Source organism: Paenibacillus pseudetheri (genome assembly GCF_924513355.1).
Taxonomy (GTDB): domain Bacteria; phylum Bacillota; class Bacilli; order Paenibacillales; family Paenibacillaceae; genus Paenibacillus_AQ; species Paenibacillus_AQ pseudetheri.
Genome location: NZ_CAKMAB010000012.1, coordinates 52242 through 69623, shown reverse-complemented (window position 1 = coordinate 69623; position 17382 = coordinate 52242). Strand labels below are relative to the sequence as shown.

General features: G+C 42.4%; 11 protein-coding genes. 3 read left to right on the top strand and 8 right to left on the bottom strand.

What is annotated here, in order from left to right; all coding sequences use genetic code 11:
* Positions 1 to 3 precede the first annotated feature (3 nt).
* Positions 4 to 3393: a tubulin-like doman-containing protein gene (locus L1028_RS13330; RefSeq protein WP_234534565.1), complete on the bottom strand. Its 3390-nt coding sequence runs from the start codon at positions 3391 to 3393 to the stop codon at positions 4 to 6.
* Positions 3394 to 3454: 61 nt separating this feature from the next.
* Positions 3455 to 5272, bottom strand: a complete 1818-nt coding sequence (locus L1028_RS13325; protein ID WP_234534563.1) for a vWA domain-containing protein — start codon at positions 5270 to 5272, stop codon at positions 3455 to 3457.
* Between the two features lie 187 nt (positions 5273 to 5459).
* Here L1028_RS13325 and L1028_RS13320 point away from each other — a divergent pair, with 187 nt between their 5' ends.
* From L1028_RS13320 to L1028_RS13310, 3 genes are read left to right on the top strand one after another with little or no spacing between them, the layout of a single operon-like run.
* Positions 5460 to 5630: a hypothetical protein gene (locus L1028_RS13320; RefSeq protein WP_234534561.1), complete on the top strand. Its 171-nt coding sequence runs from the start codon at positions 5460 to 5462 to the stop codon at positions 5628 to 5630.
* A complete protein-coding gene (locus L1028_RS13315; protein ID WP_234534559.1) occupies positions 5623 to 6549 on the top strand; it encodes a hypothetical protein in 927 nt (308 codons plus the stop codon). The genes L1028_RS13320 and L1028_RS13315 overlap by 8 nt, the downstream gene beginning before the upstream one ends.
* Before the next feature lie 34 nt (positions 6550 to 6583).
* Complete coding sequence (locus tag L1028_RS13310; RefSeq protein ID WP_234534557.1) at positions 6584 to 8362, top strand: hypothetical protein; 1779 nt, start codon at positions 6584 to 6586, stop codon at positions 8360 to 8362.
* A 324-nt stretch (positions 8363 to 8686) separates the two neighbouring features.
* Here the strand turns inward: L1028_RS13310 and L1028_RS13305 are convergent, their stop codons facing one another.
* The 6 genes from L1028_RS13305 to L1028_RS13280 all read right to left on the bottom strand — a co-directional run bounded on the left by L1028_RS13305 (position 8687) and on the right by L1028_RS13280 (position 17165).
* Positions 8687 to 10087: an ADP-ribosylglycohydrolase family protein gene (locus L1028_RS13305; RefSeq protein ID WP_234534555.1), complete on the bottom strand. Its 1401-nt coding sequence runs from the start codon at positions 10085 to 10087 to the stop codon at positions 8687 to 8689.
* A gap of 118 nt (positions 10088 to 10205) precedes the next feature.
* Complete coding sequence (locus L1028_RS13300) at positions 10206 to 11090, bottom strand: carbohydrate ABC transporter permease (RefSeq protein WP_234534553.1); 885 nt, start codon at positions 11088 to 11090, stop codon at positions 10206 to 10208.
* 81 nt (positions 11091 to 11171) lie between these two features.
* Positions 11172 to 12062: an ABC transporter permease gene (locus L1028_RS13295; RefSeq protein ID WP_234534551.1), complete on the bottom strand. Its 891-nt coding sequence runs from the start codon at positions 12060 to 12062 to the stop codon at positions 11172 to 11174.
* A gap of 69 nt (positions 12063 to 12131) precedes the next feature.
* Entirely contained in the window at positions 12132 to 13841 is a 1710-nt protein-coding gene (locus tag L1028_RS13290) for an extracellular solute-binding protein (RefSeq protein ID WP_234534549.1), read from the bottom strand.
* Between the two features lie 158 nt (positions 13842 to 13999).
* The gene (locus L1028_RS13285; protein ID WP_234534547.1) at positions 14000 to 15412 is read right to left on the bottom strand and encodes a response regulator; all 1413 of its coding nucleotides are present in this window, start codon (positions 15410 to 15412) and stop codon (positions 14000 to 14002) included.
* Complete coding sequence (locus tag L1028_RS13280; RefSeq protein WP_234534546.1) at positions 15390 to 17165, bottom strand: sensor histidine kinase; 1776 nt, start codon at positions 17163 to 17165, stop codon at positions 15390 to 15392. The genes L1028_RS13285 and L1028_RS13280 overlap by 23 nt, the downstream gene beginning before the upstream one ends.
* Positions 17166 to 17382 lie beyond the last annotated feature (217 nt).

Sequence of the window (17382 nt, the reverse complement as noted above, 5' to 3'; positions counted from 1 at the left end):
GGCCTATTTCAACTTTCTGCGGATACTGCCGAGTTTGCTAGTCATACTCTTGTAGAAACTATACATCTCATCGCCGCTCTCATACTCTACCCGTTCATACTCCAAGCTGTCGCGTGCTTCAAGGAAGGATACATACAGCCCTTCCAGCTTATAAAGCAATGGGGTAACGTCTTCAGCGGCAGTCATTTCACTCGCACGACGAGCTGCCTTACGCAGCAGAACGCTGCGGCTCTTCTCATCCAGCTCCCGGAAATGGCGGTACACGGCATATTCCACGTAGCTACGTTCTTTCATCAAGTTGGCAAATGGCTCCCAAGCATCTTCTTCTTCATCACGATCATAAACGTAGAGTGCGCCTTTCTTGATAATGCTGTCCGTGTACAACGCTTCGATGAATTGGTCCATCCACTTGTCTTCGTCCAGATATTGATGGAGCAGACCTTCAAGCTCCGTTGCTTTGGCAGTCAGTTCAGCATATTTGGCTAGTTCAACACGAACACGAGAAATCAGTTGCGGTGAACGAATTAGATTCTCCTGTGCCATTTCTTTGTTAATGCTGCCAAAAATATCTTTAATGCCTTCGCGCTCCAAACCCTTCTCGCGCAAATTCTTTAGTTCATCAGCCGCTTTCTTCACTTCTCCGAGATTCGGACGTGAAGAATTTAACTGCATATCAAAGCCACTCAATAGAGCATCCATATCAAATGGTTTCGTGAACACAACAGAGTATCTGTTGCTTGTGTTCTCGTCTACACCTTTTTCGATGATCACTCCGCTTGCCAACGCCTTTGCAAAATCTGCACGCACACGAGCGTTATAATCACGTACACGAGAATTGACATAAGTGTCACCCCATGATTTTTCCGGAATCGGAGAAGGCAGATACGTCCAGTTGTTCTTATCCGTCATCACCAGATGGCGGCCGATCCCTTCCTTATCGAGAATGGTCCGCTCATAGTTCTCTTCAAACACCCGCAGCGGCGTGTATACGAAGAGTGGCACACCGTTACGTGTGTTAAGCCAGAAAATACGGTTTTTCACTTGGCTTTCTTTGATCGTAAATTGCGATTTGCCAAGCGCATTATTCTGATAATTACGTATCCCTTTTAGGATACCCGGCGCTTTAACAGGCACGGAAACAAAACCCCATGATGGGAAATGCAAGCTGCCCGAGCTGTTGCTAAGGTGGAAGGTAGGCACAGCCTCTTCGTCCAATTTACCTGCAATAATCCGCTCTACAAACTTATCCAGCGGCTCTTCATGGCCGAATTTCATCACAAGGAAATCTTCCATCGAACGGGTGATCAGATCCCCGAATTTATCACTAAGGAACTCTGAAATCGAGCGAACGATATCAATCTCCTGCTCCTTAACCCAGCGTCCGGAGTACTTCAGCATTTCACGGGTAAAGTCGCGAATCAGGTCGTCGCCGTCCTTCTGATCCATGATTTTAGAGATGGTCGCCGAAATATCAGGTACGTTAACAATGTTCCAATAATAAGTTTTGTTTCCTTTATAATCCGCCTGCTCTTCACCATTGATAAGGATGTCCCCATTCTTGGCAAAAATCGAGCTTAGTGCACTAAGAATCTCTGTAAACACACCATAAATCCGGCTGTTTTCATCGTTTAAGAGCTCGTATAAGTCCTCATAAAATTGAATCATTTGCTCAGTACGTTCTACATCGGCATGCAGCCAATACTCATTGATCTTAGCGTCAATATAGGCATTTTTCTTCTTCTCTTTGGATACAAAAGCACTGCGTGCATCGCTCAGCTTCTCATCCGCACTGTCCTGCGCCGTCTCAATATCGCGTGGCAAACGCAGCAAGCTTTCACGTAAAGCCTCAATATAAGACTGAATCAGCTTCAAAATACAGAAGCCCTTTTCGGTGTACAGCAGGCGGGAAACGTAGAACGGCCCTTGCTCTGGGTGCAGGAAGATGCGCTCCAGCTCTTCACTGAAACGTCCAACAATTTCGCCAGGCAGCTGTTTTTTCGATTTAATATATTCTTCACGGGCACGAGCCAGGAAGTTCTGCTCCAGCTCTGTATCCATACTTACCACTTGATTCTTGACTACATTGGCATGACTCAGACGTTCGCTGTTCTCGTAACCTGGCAATGGCTCAGGCACACGGGATTCAAAGGTTTTAATCATACTGTCGAGATCAATCCCAAGCTTGCGCGCGAATTTTTCAACATCCTCTTGACCAGGCGCCTGCTGGAACATTTTTTCCATTTTATCAAACAAGCGGAAGGCCAGGTAAGTCGTCATTTCCTCAATCGGAAGCACGGCAGACGAGGCGCCGATAATGTTGTACTCATAGTTAGCTGGATAAGTCTTATTCATCTGTGCAATATTGGTGCGGATATTACTAATATAGTCATGAATAGCGAATTCTTCGCCAGACGCTTTTTCTTCACTCGCCATAAAGTTCGTGATGTTCTCAGCTGTTACGTTCATACAGTAATCATACGCATTCTCTAGCAGTTTACCTTCGGTATTCGTTGCAGAGATCAAATGGCATAGATTAAATGGTGCCAACGGTGAATTTACCGTCAAAATATTTCCGTATTGCTGCTGGAATCGCTCCCCGCGGCTGTCCACATTCATCCAGTAATCCAGCTCTTTAAGCGCCGCATAACCGTTCTTACGAATATATTCACGCGTGTGCTCGCTTAAACTTTTGTTAGACAGATTCACGTCCGGTGTAAATAAATAACCCAGTGTGTTCACACGGTCAATCCCGGCTGATCCATAATCACGTTCAATAATACCGCGTACGATATAGGCAATATCGAGGAAAGCTCCACTACCTGTACCGCCTGACAGACCTGTCAGCAGAAAGACCATCAGCTTTTTGTTAGTGCCTACGGATAAGGTCTTAATCTTCTTATCAATCGCGCCTACCACCTGATTAATCTTGGTGAACAAGAGCAGACGTCCAGCCTGCCGCACACCAGCAGCACCATTCATACCATCTGTGATACTCAGCTCAGGTGATAACCAGTCCGTAATGTACGAGTCCAGAATACTGCGGTTCTGCAGCAATCCGCCGATTTCAGCATTCGCCAGCAGAACAAATTCATTCTGAGGATCGAGTCCGATCCCTTTGTATTTCTTTCCGCGATCCTGTTCATTCGTTTCAAAAGCTAGAAACTCTACATTATCCGGCTTGTCCCGCTTCTTCTTGGATATCGGATCTTCCGGCAGCTTAAAGCGGCGGTTAATCTGATATTTAAGACGCAGCAGGGCATCAATGCCCGTGCCGCCTAGTCCAATAATCAGAATCGGATTATCAATCGTATCCACCCTGATCTTATCGCTGACAATCCCGCCGCCTAGTGATACATCCAATTGCTGTATATGCTCTCTTACTACTGGTTTCATATGCTTTATCCTCCTAAAAGTTTTGCGGAAGCTGTACTTCAGATTTCTTGCAAAACCACTTCTATACTAAATATTCGAGATAAATCGTCTTATCTACCGTGTGCAGGGACACTGAAACGCGGTCACCACTCTTCAGCTCAAGACCACGCGAGGCATCCGCAGCACGTCCGGATTTCTCTACAGTAATACCTTCTCCACTGCGTAACAGCAATCGGTCATTCTTAGCTGGTGTGAAAATAATGCTCTCGCTTTCCTTCAGCTCAGGTGCTAATTGCAGCAGCTGATGAAGGGTGAACTTGCCTCTGAATCCAGCAAGCTTCTTATATTGTGGGTAGGTCTTCTCACCCGTATTGCCGTCTTTAACCTCAATTACCAGCTGTCCAACAAAACCACGTGCCGATTTCTTATTCAGCACATACCATGCGGCAGCGGCTGCCAACACCAGAAGAATACCACCTATAATGTAATACAAGGTATTGGACGAAGCTTCTTTCAGAGGTTCTTCTTTGCCAGTCCCTGTCGGAGGGCTAGTAGTTGCAGTGCCACCTGCCTTCGCGCTGATCTTTACAGGAGCACTTTCACGATAGAAACTGCTTTCCTCTGCACGAACCTTCAACTCATAGTCATGGCTTTCTTTTACCTCGAAGGTCCCCTTAAAAACATCCCCGGAGTTATCCAGTTCGATTTCCTGTACATCACCTGTATCGATATCTGTAGCAAGTAGTACCGCCTTCATATCTTGATACAAATTACTGAGCGTTACCTGAGTACCATTGCTGAACAGGTGGGAGGTAATATCAATTTTATCACCTTTTTTATAGGTTGCTGATGGCAATGCATCGATCTTAAGCTCCAAATCATAGTTAAAAACTAGATTAATATCAATTTTATCCTTTGGCACGCCTTTGACCTGAAGCTTCCAATCTCCTTCCTGCGGTGACAGTAGCTTAATCAAGCTATAAGTAGAAGACTTGGACAGCAGGACATTGTTTGAAGGAATCCCAACTTCTTTCCCTGACGGGTCCGTTAGCTTCGCTGTCACAGGCTGTGAAGACATAATTGAGATATTAGCTTCCAAAACACTGCCGTTAGGCACGTTGACGGTCACATCCTGATAATCCCCATTTGCAGTGATCGACTGCACAGGTACTACCTTTAGCTTCAGATGACTAGCAAAAATTTCACTAAGTATTTGCGGAAGATCATCTGCGGAGTCTGTCGAAAATGCTTTACCACCTGTCTCATTGGACAGATCAGCGAGCTTCTGTTTATTCAGCTTGCCGTCTGCATTAAGCCCAATCGTATAAATGGGATAGCCATTCTTCTTGGCGACCTCCACAGCGGCGTTCAGTTCTTTATCCGATTCGCTTTGCGTCCGGCCTGTTGTTTTGTTGAAATCGTTATTGCCATCAGCTAACATTACGATGATTGGCTCATGATTCGGATCGCTACCATTCTGAAGCACCTTCACAGCTTCTTCTACACCGACAGCAATGTCGGTATAAGCTCCACGGTCCAGTCCATCAATAAAATCCTTCAAATCCTGTTTATCTGTCTCTGAACTTATTTCCAGCAGGGCCTTCTCCCGCTGCACTTTGTCGGTATAGGCAACAATACCTACTTTATCACCTTGGGTAGATAGCATATCTATGAACATTTTCATCGCTTCATTCGCGACCTTGTTCTTGTCACTAGTCTTCATGGAATTGCTGACATCGATAAGAAGCACAGCATCAATGTGAGATTGCGCCGACGTTGCCGCATAGGCCTGAACAGCTGCAAAAGGTGAAGCAGCAAGACATAGAGCCAGCAGTAATGCCGGGAGGATACGTTGAATAAGTGTCTTAGTTGTTCTGTTTCTTTGATATTTACGAAGCATAAATAGGGCTCCTCTTGTGTTATATTAGGCTCATATGACAGGTTCAGCACTATCGCTAAAATCTGTAAATAGTATGCCATTATGATATAATTAAACCTTGTAAACTTCAACTTTAGGACCGCCGGACCAAAGTAGCAATGATGCATAGAGTGATCATTCTATGAGCCATCCAAACTGCGAGGCGTCTATGAGAAAGGACTGTTCCATGATTTCATACGTCATTCTTGGGATTACGTTCCTAATTGCCGTAATTCAGATTTCCATCTATGTTGCACGCCAACGTAAACCATTAACTCGTGATGATATTAACGACCGCCTACTGGCCGCTTTGAACGGAGGCGATAAAGGCCGTGAATAAGAAAAGACCTGTTACCTTTCGCTCTTTCAAAGCTCCTCGTTACGCTTATGACAAGCTGCGCATTTGCCGCCACTGCGGGCAATACACTGCTCTCGGCGAAGATCGGTGCACCAATTGCGGTAAAGCCTCACTCATTACGGTAGAACAACAAGCCGCATCCATCGCAGGAAGAAAAATGCATACGCGCCTCCTATTCATCTTACTGCTTACGCTAGCCTCCGTCTATTTTGGTAATAGCATAGATCAGATGATGTTATGTGGTGCCGGAGGGATCCTCCTCGCTGGACTATTGTACTATACGCAACGAAAAGTACGGCAGAACGAGAATCTTCGTTCTCTTAACGAGCTGCTTGGCCGAGGAATTGGCATCATCAAAGAGGGACTAGAGATCAACCGTCAGGAGGCTGTCTCCGTACTCCGTGAGGATGATGTGCTTGCCTACGAGAAGCTACGCGAACTCTCCATCCTGCTTCGTGGTGACCGGATTGCACGGCAACGTATCGCCTTGCTGCATGGGTTTTTGCTTCGCAAGGATATGGATTTAGAACTGGAGCAGCTTCTTCTGAAAGACTTCGAGCCACTGCTGGCCGAATATATCGGCGAGATCGCTAAGGTCCGTCCTGATCTGATCAAAGATCGTACACTACGATACGTAAAGAACTATGAAGTAGAAATTCGTCAAATGAATAGTGGTATGACCATCCTTACGGGAGTTGCTGGAGCTGCAGTAAGAATGAAGCGTTATGCCCTGCTCTATTCCAGTATGATCGGCCGATATGTGCAAGATCTGCCTAAAGACCGCTTTATGCGGTTATCCAAACTTATCGCTGCGAATCCCCATGAACCGTGGAACGGCCTGGACCATAGAGTAGCTGACATTCGCGAAGCCAAATACCGCTGGGACCCGGAAGTTCAATAGATGTGAAACTTATACTAAAAAGAGGCTACTCTATATGACGTTCAAACCATTAATAACCCTGCGAAACTTTATGATCATTTTGTGTATAAGCATGCTTGTGATGCTTGGACAGAAGGTTTTTCTCATCGCCGACAAAATTCAAATGACCAAGGAAGCCGACCGTCTTTATGCTGCAGGCGATCTGATAAGTGCAGAGAATCAGTATCGCCTAGCGGCGGCAAATCATTCCATTCTTTATATGGAAGAGAGGGTTGCGAAGCGGCTTAATGAGCTGTCACCAATCACGGCCATCCGCCAAGGTTTGAATGCCTTGGAATCATCCGCTAAAGCACAAGCTGCGACTAAGGATTTCACCGGATTTATGAAAAGTTATGATACTCTCCTCAGCTTAAAAGCTACATATATGAAGCCCGGTGGTCCTTATGAATCCTATTATCGCCAGTTATCAACCGATTCAGGCATTTCTGACCAGTTTACAACCTACTTCCGAGAATTTAAGGAGCAGTTTCTTACCGAACTTGCTCAGAGCCAGAGTGGAAATACGGGTGAAGAGGACTCTTTTAAATGGAATCTATTACAAATTCCTGATGTTTATTACGGAAGCGCCGCTTCCAAGAATGAGTTGCTAGCCTCCAAGTTCAAAAGCCACGATACAGCTAAATTAAAAGCCTTAGCAGGCACAGGAAACTTTTCAGGCATACTGGAGACCGCCCTCTCCATGATGAATGCTTACAACCAGCATAATTATGAAGCTTCATGGGTACTTGGGCAGGCAGAAAGTAGCGGAAAGATCATCCTGAACAAAGATCTAGAGAGTGATAACATCACCGCCTTTGCTGGGCATGCTGTATCCTATCGTAATTTCGCAGGATCAGCAGGGGTCACCTTATCCAAAGTTCTAACCTTAGTCGATACTAGTAAAGCTAAACTACTGAAAAATGCCAAGCGCATGACCAGTAAAGGTCAATATGCTGAAGCTATTCAGCTATATGGTGATCTTGCTCCGCTTGAGGATACCTCTTCAATTATTGCCGCTACAAGGCTGGCTTGGAATATTGCCGAGCCTGTACGCCTCCTTCCGGGCGGTGAAGAGCAAGGCAAATATGAGAACGTCATCTCCAACAAAGGACTACATGGCAAGAAGGTCATTGTGGCTGGAATTGACAGCAATGGTGTCCTCTATTATGCAGCAATGAATAACGACGAAAGTGTCATTACTTTAACTGGAAATATTTTACCAAAATTTGAGAGCCTGCGCAGTCTTACTTTTAATGATCAGCTTGCTGCCTCTTCAGGTTCTGGTGCCCCCGTGGTTCTGGCTGAATCCGAGGTCGAAGGTGGACGTACCCTTTTTACAGCATATGAAATGAAATCGGATGGTATTTCACAGTTGTTTTCGATGGCTGGAGATAGCTACGAACTGCAGTCCGATGATTCCATACTCGTACCTAACGCAGATCTCGGAGACGGTGTCGATGGACAGACGGCACGTTATCGTAAAGTAGATGGCAACTATCAATTTACTGAGATTGTTCAGGAGTATGCGGTAATTTCAGCTTCCGATGTAGCGCTTCATCCTTTTGAAAAGGTATCTATTCACTGTGAAATCATCGTAGATAACTTCGGCAATACACTTGCTTACTCGAATGGAGTTTATATTTTACTTCAAGGAGACGTAGGTTCCGTTACAGGTAACGCGTTAGTTAGTGGTCAATATCAGAACGGTTATCAGCTTGTTGGAACGGACATGGGAGAGCAATATGTGCCTGTGTTTGTGGTGGAATCCGTGGGTAGTATGAGCTTCGGGCGATAGGGATTACGGGATTATGAGATACGCAATTACGGAATTACCCTATACTTGGTACTGGTAATCTATGGATAGCTGGAAATAATCAAAGGGTAATCTGTTTACCGGATTATGTACGTATTGAAGTAACCCAAAGAAACAGAAAAAACAGAAGAAACCCAAGAAATTTATCTTGAACTTGGGTCAGTCTTCTGCTCATTTACCCCAAAGGGGATAATCTCTTACCTTATACGAAGAAAGTTTTACAGTTTAAAATTCCGAAGTCAAAGCAAATGGAAAAATGAATCATTGTAACAGATTTCTCTAACATTTTTTTTGATGAAATCAAACTCAAAAGCCTAAATCTGTGTTCTCATTTACATAGAGCTCACTGGGTTGAATTCGATGTTGGCGGGTGTTCAACAGCTCTGGCAAACGCCCTATCCGCTCAGTCAAACGGGATAGTTTTTGCTCATGAAAATTAGATAACCCCGTATGAATCCGGTCTTGGAAAGGTTCAAGCCATCTTGCTTCCAAGCTATCAGAACCGAAATAAACCCCGAGCAGAGAGCCAGCTGTTGCTCCAAAGCTGTCCGTATCGTTGCCTTGCATCACCTGCTTGCATATCCCGTCACCGACATTGTCTGCAAATCGAAATGTATTAATTAAGGTGCCTATTTCCTGATAAACCTGACAGTGGAAATAATTCGCATACTTATGGTTAATGCTCTGATAAGCTTCCAACCAGTTATCTGCATTCGCTACCATCTGCAGGCAATCCTCAGTAATCTCATAGAACCGGCTCCTTCTAGGTACGAATTGCAGTGCAGTACTTATTATTTCAATAGGATCGCGCAGCACGTGTGCGACAGCAATTGCAGCGGCAATGAACATCGTGGCATAAATACCCGTCCGGCGATGTGTAAAACTTGCATCACGCCAAGCTAGCTCAGCGGCAAGAGCGGGTTGACCGGGGCAGGCATAGCCGTAAGCATCTGCGCGAATCGCCGCCCCGCATAGTTCTGTATCTTGTACCAGGAAGTCGGGCCAAGCCTCTATTTCAGAATGATTGAATAGTTCCCTATCATGCTCCAAATAGCTAATCCCTGATCGAACCAAGATGGCCCTCTCCGGACCCCAAGTTGTACTTATCGGAAGATGATTTATCCATAAATCTCTTAAATTTCTTTTCGTAAAACCATCACCAAATTGTTCTAGCGCCATCATTCCCATTAATGTGTAATTGATATCATCATCAGGTGCCACATAACGAATTCGCCCCCGCGTCGTCTCAAACCAGGACCAATGACGACGATCCAAAGCATGGAGAACTTCTTCAGAAATGTAATCATTCAGTGGCCATTCCCCTACAGAAGTTAACGCTTGACGTAATTCCGACAAGCTGGGGTTGACCTCTATCGGTTTGCCCAGCATTGAACCACAGACTGAAGCGAGGAATCCTGCCTCTACACGCTTGGAGCTATCCTTCAGATTCAAGACTCCGATCTGGCCTAGAGGTCGATCCGGATCGCATTCCCGCCATATCTCCTCCAAATCGTTCGGCTCATAGTAAGACCATTTGTCCCTCATTGGAATATCAGCCAAGCTATGGGCGAATTCCAAATAGGCATCATAGCTTGCGGGAAGCTGTTCCAATTGGGCTAAATAACCGGAGGTTTGGTGCCCCTGTGCAAATTTATTGCGTAGAATCCCCTCCAATTGATGTTTAAGAAATGCAAGTGATGGTAGCATGCTGTATCTCCTTTGTCCGATTATTAATCTACATTAATTGTACTTTTACATAAAAATGAATACTTTGACAGATGGAATAGCAGCCATAACCATTGCCTTCATTGTGTGTTGCTATTGATTATTCCTTAACAGATCCTAACGTAATTCCATGGATAAAGAATCTTTGCAAAAACGGATAGATAACTAGAACGGGAATCATTGCAATAAAGATTTTGGCTGCGTTCAATGTCTGATTAGACAGCTCACTCATCTTTTGAATTTGTTCTGCAGTCATGGTTTGCGCATCAATGATAACGACCAATTGCTGAATGTAGGTTTGCAACGGATAATGATCGGCACTTGACATTAGCACAAGACCGTTAAAAAACTCATTCCAATGATAGACTATACTGAATAAAGTAACTGTAGCAAGCACCGGAACAGCAAGAGGAATATATATTTTAACAAGCATATACCATGGGCCCGCTCCATCTACTAACGCTGCCTCTTCTATCTCCTTGGGCAGATTGCGAAAATAGTTAATAACGAGAATAACACTAAAAACCGGAACGCTTTGCCCTAGCACAAGTGCCCAAATATTATTGATCAGACCTAGTGATTTAACAGTTTGATACCAAGGGATCAAGCCGCCGTTAAACAGCATAGTAAAAACCAAAATCCACATGAATACATTTCGAAAAGGTAAATCTTCGGCATTTTTGGATAATGGATAGCCCAAGAGAATGATAATCACAAAATTAAGACTTGATCCTAATACGACACGCTGTATTGAAATCCAAAACGAATTTAAAAACTTGCTGTCACCCATAATTTCTTGATACGCACTAAAATTAAATCCCACCGGCCACAATCCAACCTGACCCGAGGAGGCCGCCGCATTCTCACTTAACGATATTACAAGCGTGTACCATAAGGGAAGTATACACAAAAGTGCAGTCCCACCCAAAAGCACGACAAGTAAAACATCAAATACTTTGGAGCCAAATGTTTTTTCTATAACCATAGTAATGCTCCTTTATTTTTAACATGGATTCAGACCGAGATGCTAGAACAAAAACCACGTCGTGAAAGACGATTCAAACTATTAAAAAATACGATAATTTGCAAACTTCGCAGCGAGGAAATAGGAAATTGTAATTAAAGTAAAACTGATAACAGATTTTAATAAACCCATCGCCGTTGCCAATCCATACTGTAGATTCAATAAACCGGTTCGATAAACCCAGGTATCAATAATATCCCCGCTTGAATAAACAAGAGGATTATAAAGGTTAAATATTTGGTCAAATCCAGCATTTAAGACATTGCCAAGACTAAGCACAGAGAGCAAAATAACCGTTGTAATAATTCCGGGTAACGTGATATTTAGCAAACGTTGAAAGCGCGATGCACCGTCAATCGCAGCCGCTTCATATAAGGAGGGATTGATTCCCGTCAAAGCCGCTAAAAAAATAATTGTATTAAATCCAAACTCCTTCCAGACATCACTCCCAACAACGATGAAGGGAAACAAATCCGCTCTGGCAAAAAATAAAGTAGGACTTATACCGAACACAGACAAGATCCCGTTAACTGGTCCTTTATAAGAAAAGATATCCAAAAGAATACCCGAAAGAATAACCCAAGATAAAAAATGGGGTAAATAAACAATTGTCTGAATCCATCTTTTTAAAATCGTCAAGCGCAATTCATTCAACAACAGGGCAAAGGTAAGCGGTACGATCATATTCGCGATAATTTTCATTACAGCAATAAAAATCGTGTTAAAAAATATCGTTTTACTATCATTAAGCGTAAACATATACTTGAAATTTTCCAAACCAATCCACTCAGAATGAAACATGCCTAAGCCAGGATTAAAGTCCTGAAAAGCGATAATGATCCCGAACATCGGAACGATACTGAAAAGAGTCAACCACATAAATCCAGGCAGGAGCATGAGGTAGTAATGCTTGGCATAACCCTTGGTTTTCATTTTGTATATCACTTCCATTCTCACTTGTTTAAAAAAAGGCGACAGATTTCGCTGACGCCTCTAAAAATTTTATTGTTTTACAACTTCGTCTACTTCTGAAAGAATTTGATCTCCGCCTTGCTTCTTCCAATCTAGTACAAACTGATCAAAGGAATCTATTGGCTCTGTACCCATAATAATTTTGAGGAATGTTTCCTTTTCCAATTTATCCAATGCAGCCCATCTTCTTTCCATAGTTTTGGTCTGCGAATAGGTAACGCTGTATGTTCTCTTAAAAGACTCTTGCAATGGAGATATGCCAACAAATGTAGAATACATTCGTTTCCATACACCTATATCCGCATTCGGGTTCCAATATTGGATATCATTGTTATCGTAAGGCTCTAGTTTAACTTTTTTTATGTTTTCAGCATCAGCTTTTAATAGGTTATATCCGGGAAGATTCAAATCTTCTGGCTTTTTGGTGCCGGCTAAAACCTCTTTCAACATTTTATAGGTAACATCCATTACATCCATAGAGGCGAAGACCAAACGTAATGGATAATTACTAATTGCAACATTCACATCGAATTTCGATTCATCTCTGTACAAGAGATTTTGCATTTTAATCGCCGCCTCAGGATGCTCGTATCCCTTCCGAACAACAAGGTATTGGTTAGAAGGGTTACCCATATGTGGAGAGAATTCGCCATCCATATCAAGAGGTACAGCATAAGCCTGCCAGTTTGCTTTCGGATTGTTCTGGTACGCATCCGCTAACGGCCCATACCCGCCTGACCACCATACTCCAAAATAAATGCCCGAGGTTCCATTCTTGATCAATTCCTGAGCATTTTTGCGAATGCTCATTTCCTTGTCGATTAAACCTTTGGTATAGAAATCACGCAGCTTAGAAAGCGCCTGTTTCGTTTCAGGCTGAATGGAACCGTAAGTTGTTTTACCACTAGAGTCCTTCAACCAAAATCCCGGATAGGAATGGAAAGCGGCAAAAATGGGGTCAAACCCATAGTTGTTACTATTCGGATTAATAAAATCTGCATTGATATTACCACCCAATTGCGGACCCGTGATGGCAACCGTATCTGCCTTCCCGTTACCATCGGGATCCTGTTCTACGAAAGCCTTTGCCACCTTTTCCAGCTCATCTATCGTTTTCGGGGGCTGTAGACCCAGATTATCTAGCCAATCCTTGCGAATCCACATGTAATGGACCATATCTGCTTCCGGCGTTACATTTGGTAGCGCATACATTTTTCCGTCAACTGTGACTGATTTGAGCGCTAACCCGTTCGTTGTTTCAATGATGCCTTTAATGGTTGGCGAAGCATATTTATTATAAACCTCGGTTAAATCCTCAAGCTGACCACTCTTTACCATTTGTCTAAACTGCGTCTCCTTCACAACCATCGCATCAGGCAAGTCGTTACTGGCAATAGATAAATTTATTTTCTGCTCGAAATCTTTTCCTGCTGCGGCCTGCCAAACAATCTTCGTATCAATGTTCAATTGTTCTTTAACATAACGGGTATACTGGTTATTCTCGGGAGAATCCCCGGCAGGCAAGCTTTTATCCGACGCATCAATCTCTTTTCCAATTTTAATCGTGATTGGTTTCTCCGATTTCCCAAAGGGATCCGCTTCCTTTTGAACGGTTCCAGTTTGTGTTTCTTCCGTTAAAGACTTCGGTAATTCTTTGGAAGAACTTGAATTACTACATGCGGTTAACACAATTAACATTCCGGCTAATAAAATCTGAATGTATTTTTTAGACTTGCTCATGCGTGCCCCTTCTTTCATTTTTGATTTGTCTACAACTAAAAGGTATCACACAAGAGCCTCTCGCTTAGATAGGCAATGGTTATACGTTTAGAGAGGGAAATGACCGAAGATTAAGGAAGGCTTCGCAATCTTTTAGCAGTTATCCAACAATTATCCCCCTATTTATCGGACATATTTCTACCTGTATCATGCGTTTGCCGATATATACTCGGAAGCATGTCCGTTTGCTCTCGAAAGGTGCGGCTAAAATACTTTTCATCCATATACCCAACACTCTCTGCAATCCAAAGGATTGTTTTGTTGGTATAAAGCAGAAGCTCCTTTGCTTTTTCGATGCGGACCTGGCGTAAATAGTCGCTAAAATTCATACCAACAATTTCTTTAAAGCATTGGCTAAAGTAGCTCCGGCTCATATTGACCCTTTTAGCAATGTTAGCCGCAGTAATCTGTTGGTTCATCTCCTCATGAGCGATATACGCTGCCTTAATAATACATTCCACAACCTCTTGCGAAAATGTAGGTTTATCAATGGATTTACGGATCATAATACGTACGGATTTACACCAAGCATCAACCTGCTCCCAAGAATCAAACGAATCCGGGAGTTGAATTTTCACTAAGCTCACAGGATAAAATAAAAGATTCCATTTATCGATTAACGAATACAGCAACCCCAGCAACTTCGCCTGAGGTAACCGCATCAACTTCAAAGCATGGACATGATTATTAAATAAGCTGTCATGATAAATCCATTCATGAGACGACCATCGCTCCTTCATAAGATTTATGCTTTCTTCAGACCGTACTTGCTTGTGATTGTCCAAATCCTGTAGCAAAATAGACCGTATGCTAAAATGCGAATCATAATCGTAAAAAAAATCCTTCTCTCTATATTCTCTTAACAGACGATGTACATCTTTATGATATTTGCCATAGAGACCCTTCAGATTTATCAGTGCCCACCCCGGTTTAGTGCTGATTACCTGTGAAATCCGCTCTAACCATATTTCATTTGGCTGCTCCAATGGTTGCGTCCAGAGCCAAAGGTTAATATCCACTTCAATTATCGATTGATCTGCGTTTTCGCTCCACTCCTTTACCAAGTAATCTCCAACAGCCTTATTTATTGATAGCAATACATAACCACGATCAAATGCAAAAATCTCATTTGGATTTGGATCTCGTTTCTGTTCTTGCGCAATCCGGTTGTATATTCTTTCAAGCACTTCCTCAAAGCGCTCTTTTTCAAGCTGAACTTTAGCAATGTAATCAATCGCGCCTAATCTAAGCGCCTCTTGGATGTATTCAAAATCCTGATGGAGCGTCAATACTACAATATAGATATTAGTGAACTCTTTACGGACCCTTTTTATTAATTCAATGCCCGACATAACAGGCATAGCAAGGTCAGTAAGCAGCAGATCAACACTGTTAGATTCTATAAATTCCAAGGCTTTTTTACCATTACTTGCTTCACCGACAACCTCCATATCAAAATTATTCCAAGGCATTGCCGAAATAAGGCCTTTTCGAACTAATTTATCGTCATCAACGATCATCACTTTTATCATGATTTGGTTCAACCTCCAATAGGGGTAAGCTTAAAAAAATACTCGTTCCTTTTCCTAAAACACTACTAATTTTCAACTCGGCCTTCTCGCCATATTGGGATTCAATCATACGCTTCACATAGTTCATCCCTATGCCCATACCAACCTTTCTATTTTCAACTTCTGGGTTATTCAATAGATTTTTTATGGTTTCTTCTGACATCCCAGACCCGTTATCATGAATCGAAATATTGATCGTTTGGGTTAATCTCACATCAACTTGGATGAAACCATCATCGCTTAAACCATGATAAAGGGAGTTTTCCACGAGTGGCTGAAGGATGAACCGTGGAATCGGCATTTTCATTACGTCTTCATCCATATGAATCTGTACATCAAATTGAAAATCATAACGAATCTGCTGCAAAATAAGATATTGCTTCAACGCCTCAATTTCCTCTTGTATCGTTGATGCTTGTCCTAACTTACCCAAATTATAATGCAGCAATTTGTTTAATGAGGATACAAGACGATCAATTTCGTTCTGCCCGTTCATCACGGCGAGCCAATGCACCGTATCCAACGTATTCATCAAAAAATGAGGATTGATTTGATAAAGGAGTTTCTCGACTTCAAGATCAACTCTGCGCCTCTCCTTCTGCTCAACTTCCGTAAATAAATCCCAAATTTGTTCTTTCATTTGCTGAAATTGATCCAAGAGGAAATCAAACTCCGGTATTCTTGTCCTTGCTATGCTAGACTGGATTCGGTTTTGCGCCATTAGCTTAATTTCTTTATTGAAGCCATTCAATGGTCGATACACCATTTTCCATAATAGCCAAGCCAAGAATAGACTCATTCCCAAAAAAACTACGGCAAAAAGTGCAATTTGAATAAACCAGCGATTGATCTCTTTGTTATAATCTGCTTTGGGGATTACGGAGACAATGCTCCAGCCTTGATTGCTCGCTTTCTTAAACCAGTAAAATCCATTTTGTTTACCGGAGGATTTTCCCTTTTCAATGCCTGGGAACGTTGTATCTATTGCAAATGTATTCGGTAATTCGCTATAGGCGATCCTACCATTATTGTCAACGAATATATGGGAGTTCTTCCCTCCGGTTTGGTCATTATTAAGGATGCTTTGTGTCAAATGTAACCCTGTTTCAATGTAAACATAAACATCATCTCGATTAGGGAGTTCGACTTTTCTTAAAGCAGACAATACATATTGATGATCAAAACGGTTGTTGCTTATATGTGGACCATAATAGGAAATCCCAGAATATTGAGCTAACAATGGCAATTTTTCCGGAGAAAAATTATCCTTGACTCCCGAATTTTCAAGATCATAGGAATGATCATCTTGGAAATAATACAGGGTTAATCCGATACCAGGATTCGTGAAAGTGATGAGACTTAATTCTTCCTTCAGATTGCTTTTCATTTTTACTCGTTCGTATGGTTCACTATCTGTACTTGATAACAATTGATCTAATTTTTTGCCTACACTGCCTTCAAATGCAAGCTGTTGGGATACATGGTTCAAATTACTGATGGTATTCTCTAACGAAAGCTCAACTTGATTTAAATTACTTTGAATACCGCTTTGAATTTTATTTGTAAGAATCGAGTAAATCGTATAGTAAGAAATCAGGCCTATGCTAACAAACGGAATCAACGAACTAAATAAGAAGATAATAATAATCCTCTTTTTTAAGGTCAGGTAGTGATAAAGAAATGATTTGAAATTTCTTCTCATGTTGAAAAACATATAACCACACACCCCCAAAAATAACTTTTTAATCTTGATAAGCTTGGAACACCTTTTCATTCACTATAATGATAGCATGACTGATTTTATCTGAAGATTGAGACTCTCTCAAGGCTTAATATTTTTCAAGAAAACAATAACTTCACGGCATAATCAATCGCCATACATGATCATCACCGATAAAAACCCCTTTTTCCGGACAGAGTTCAACAATTGA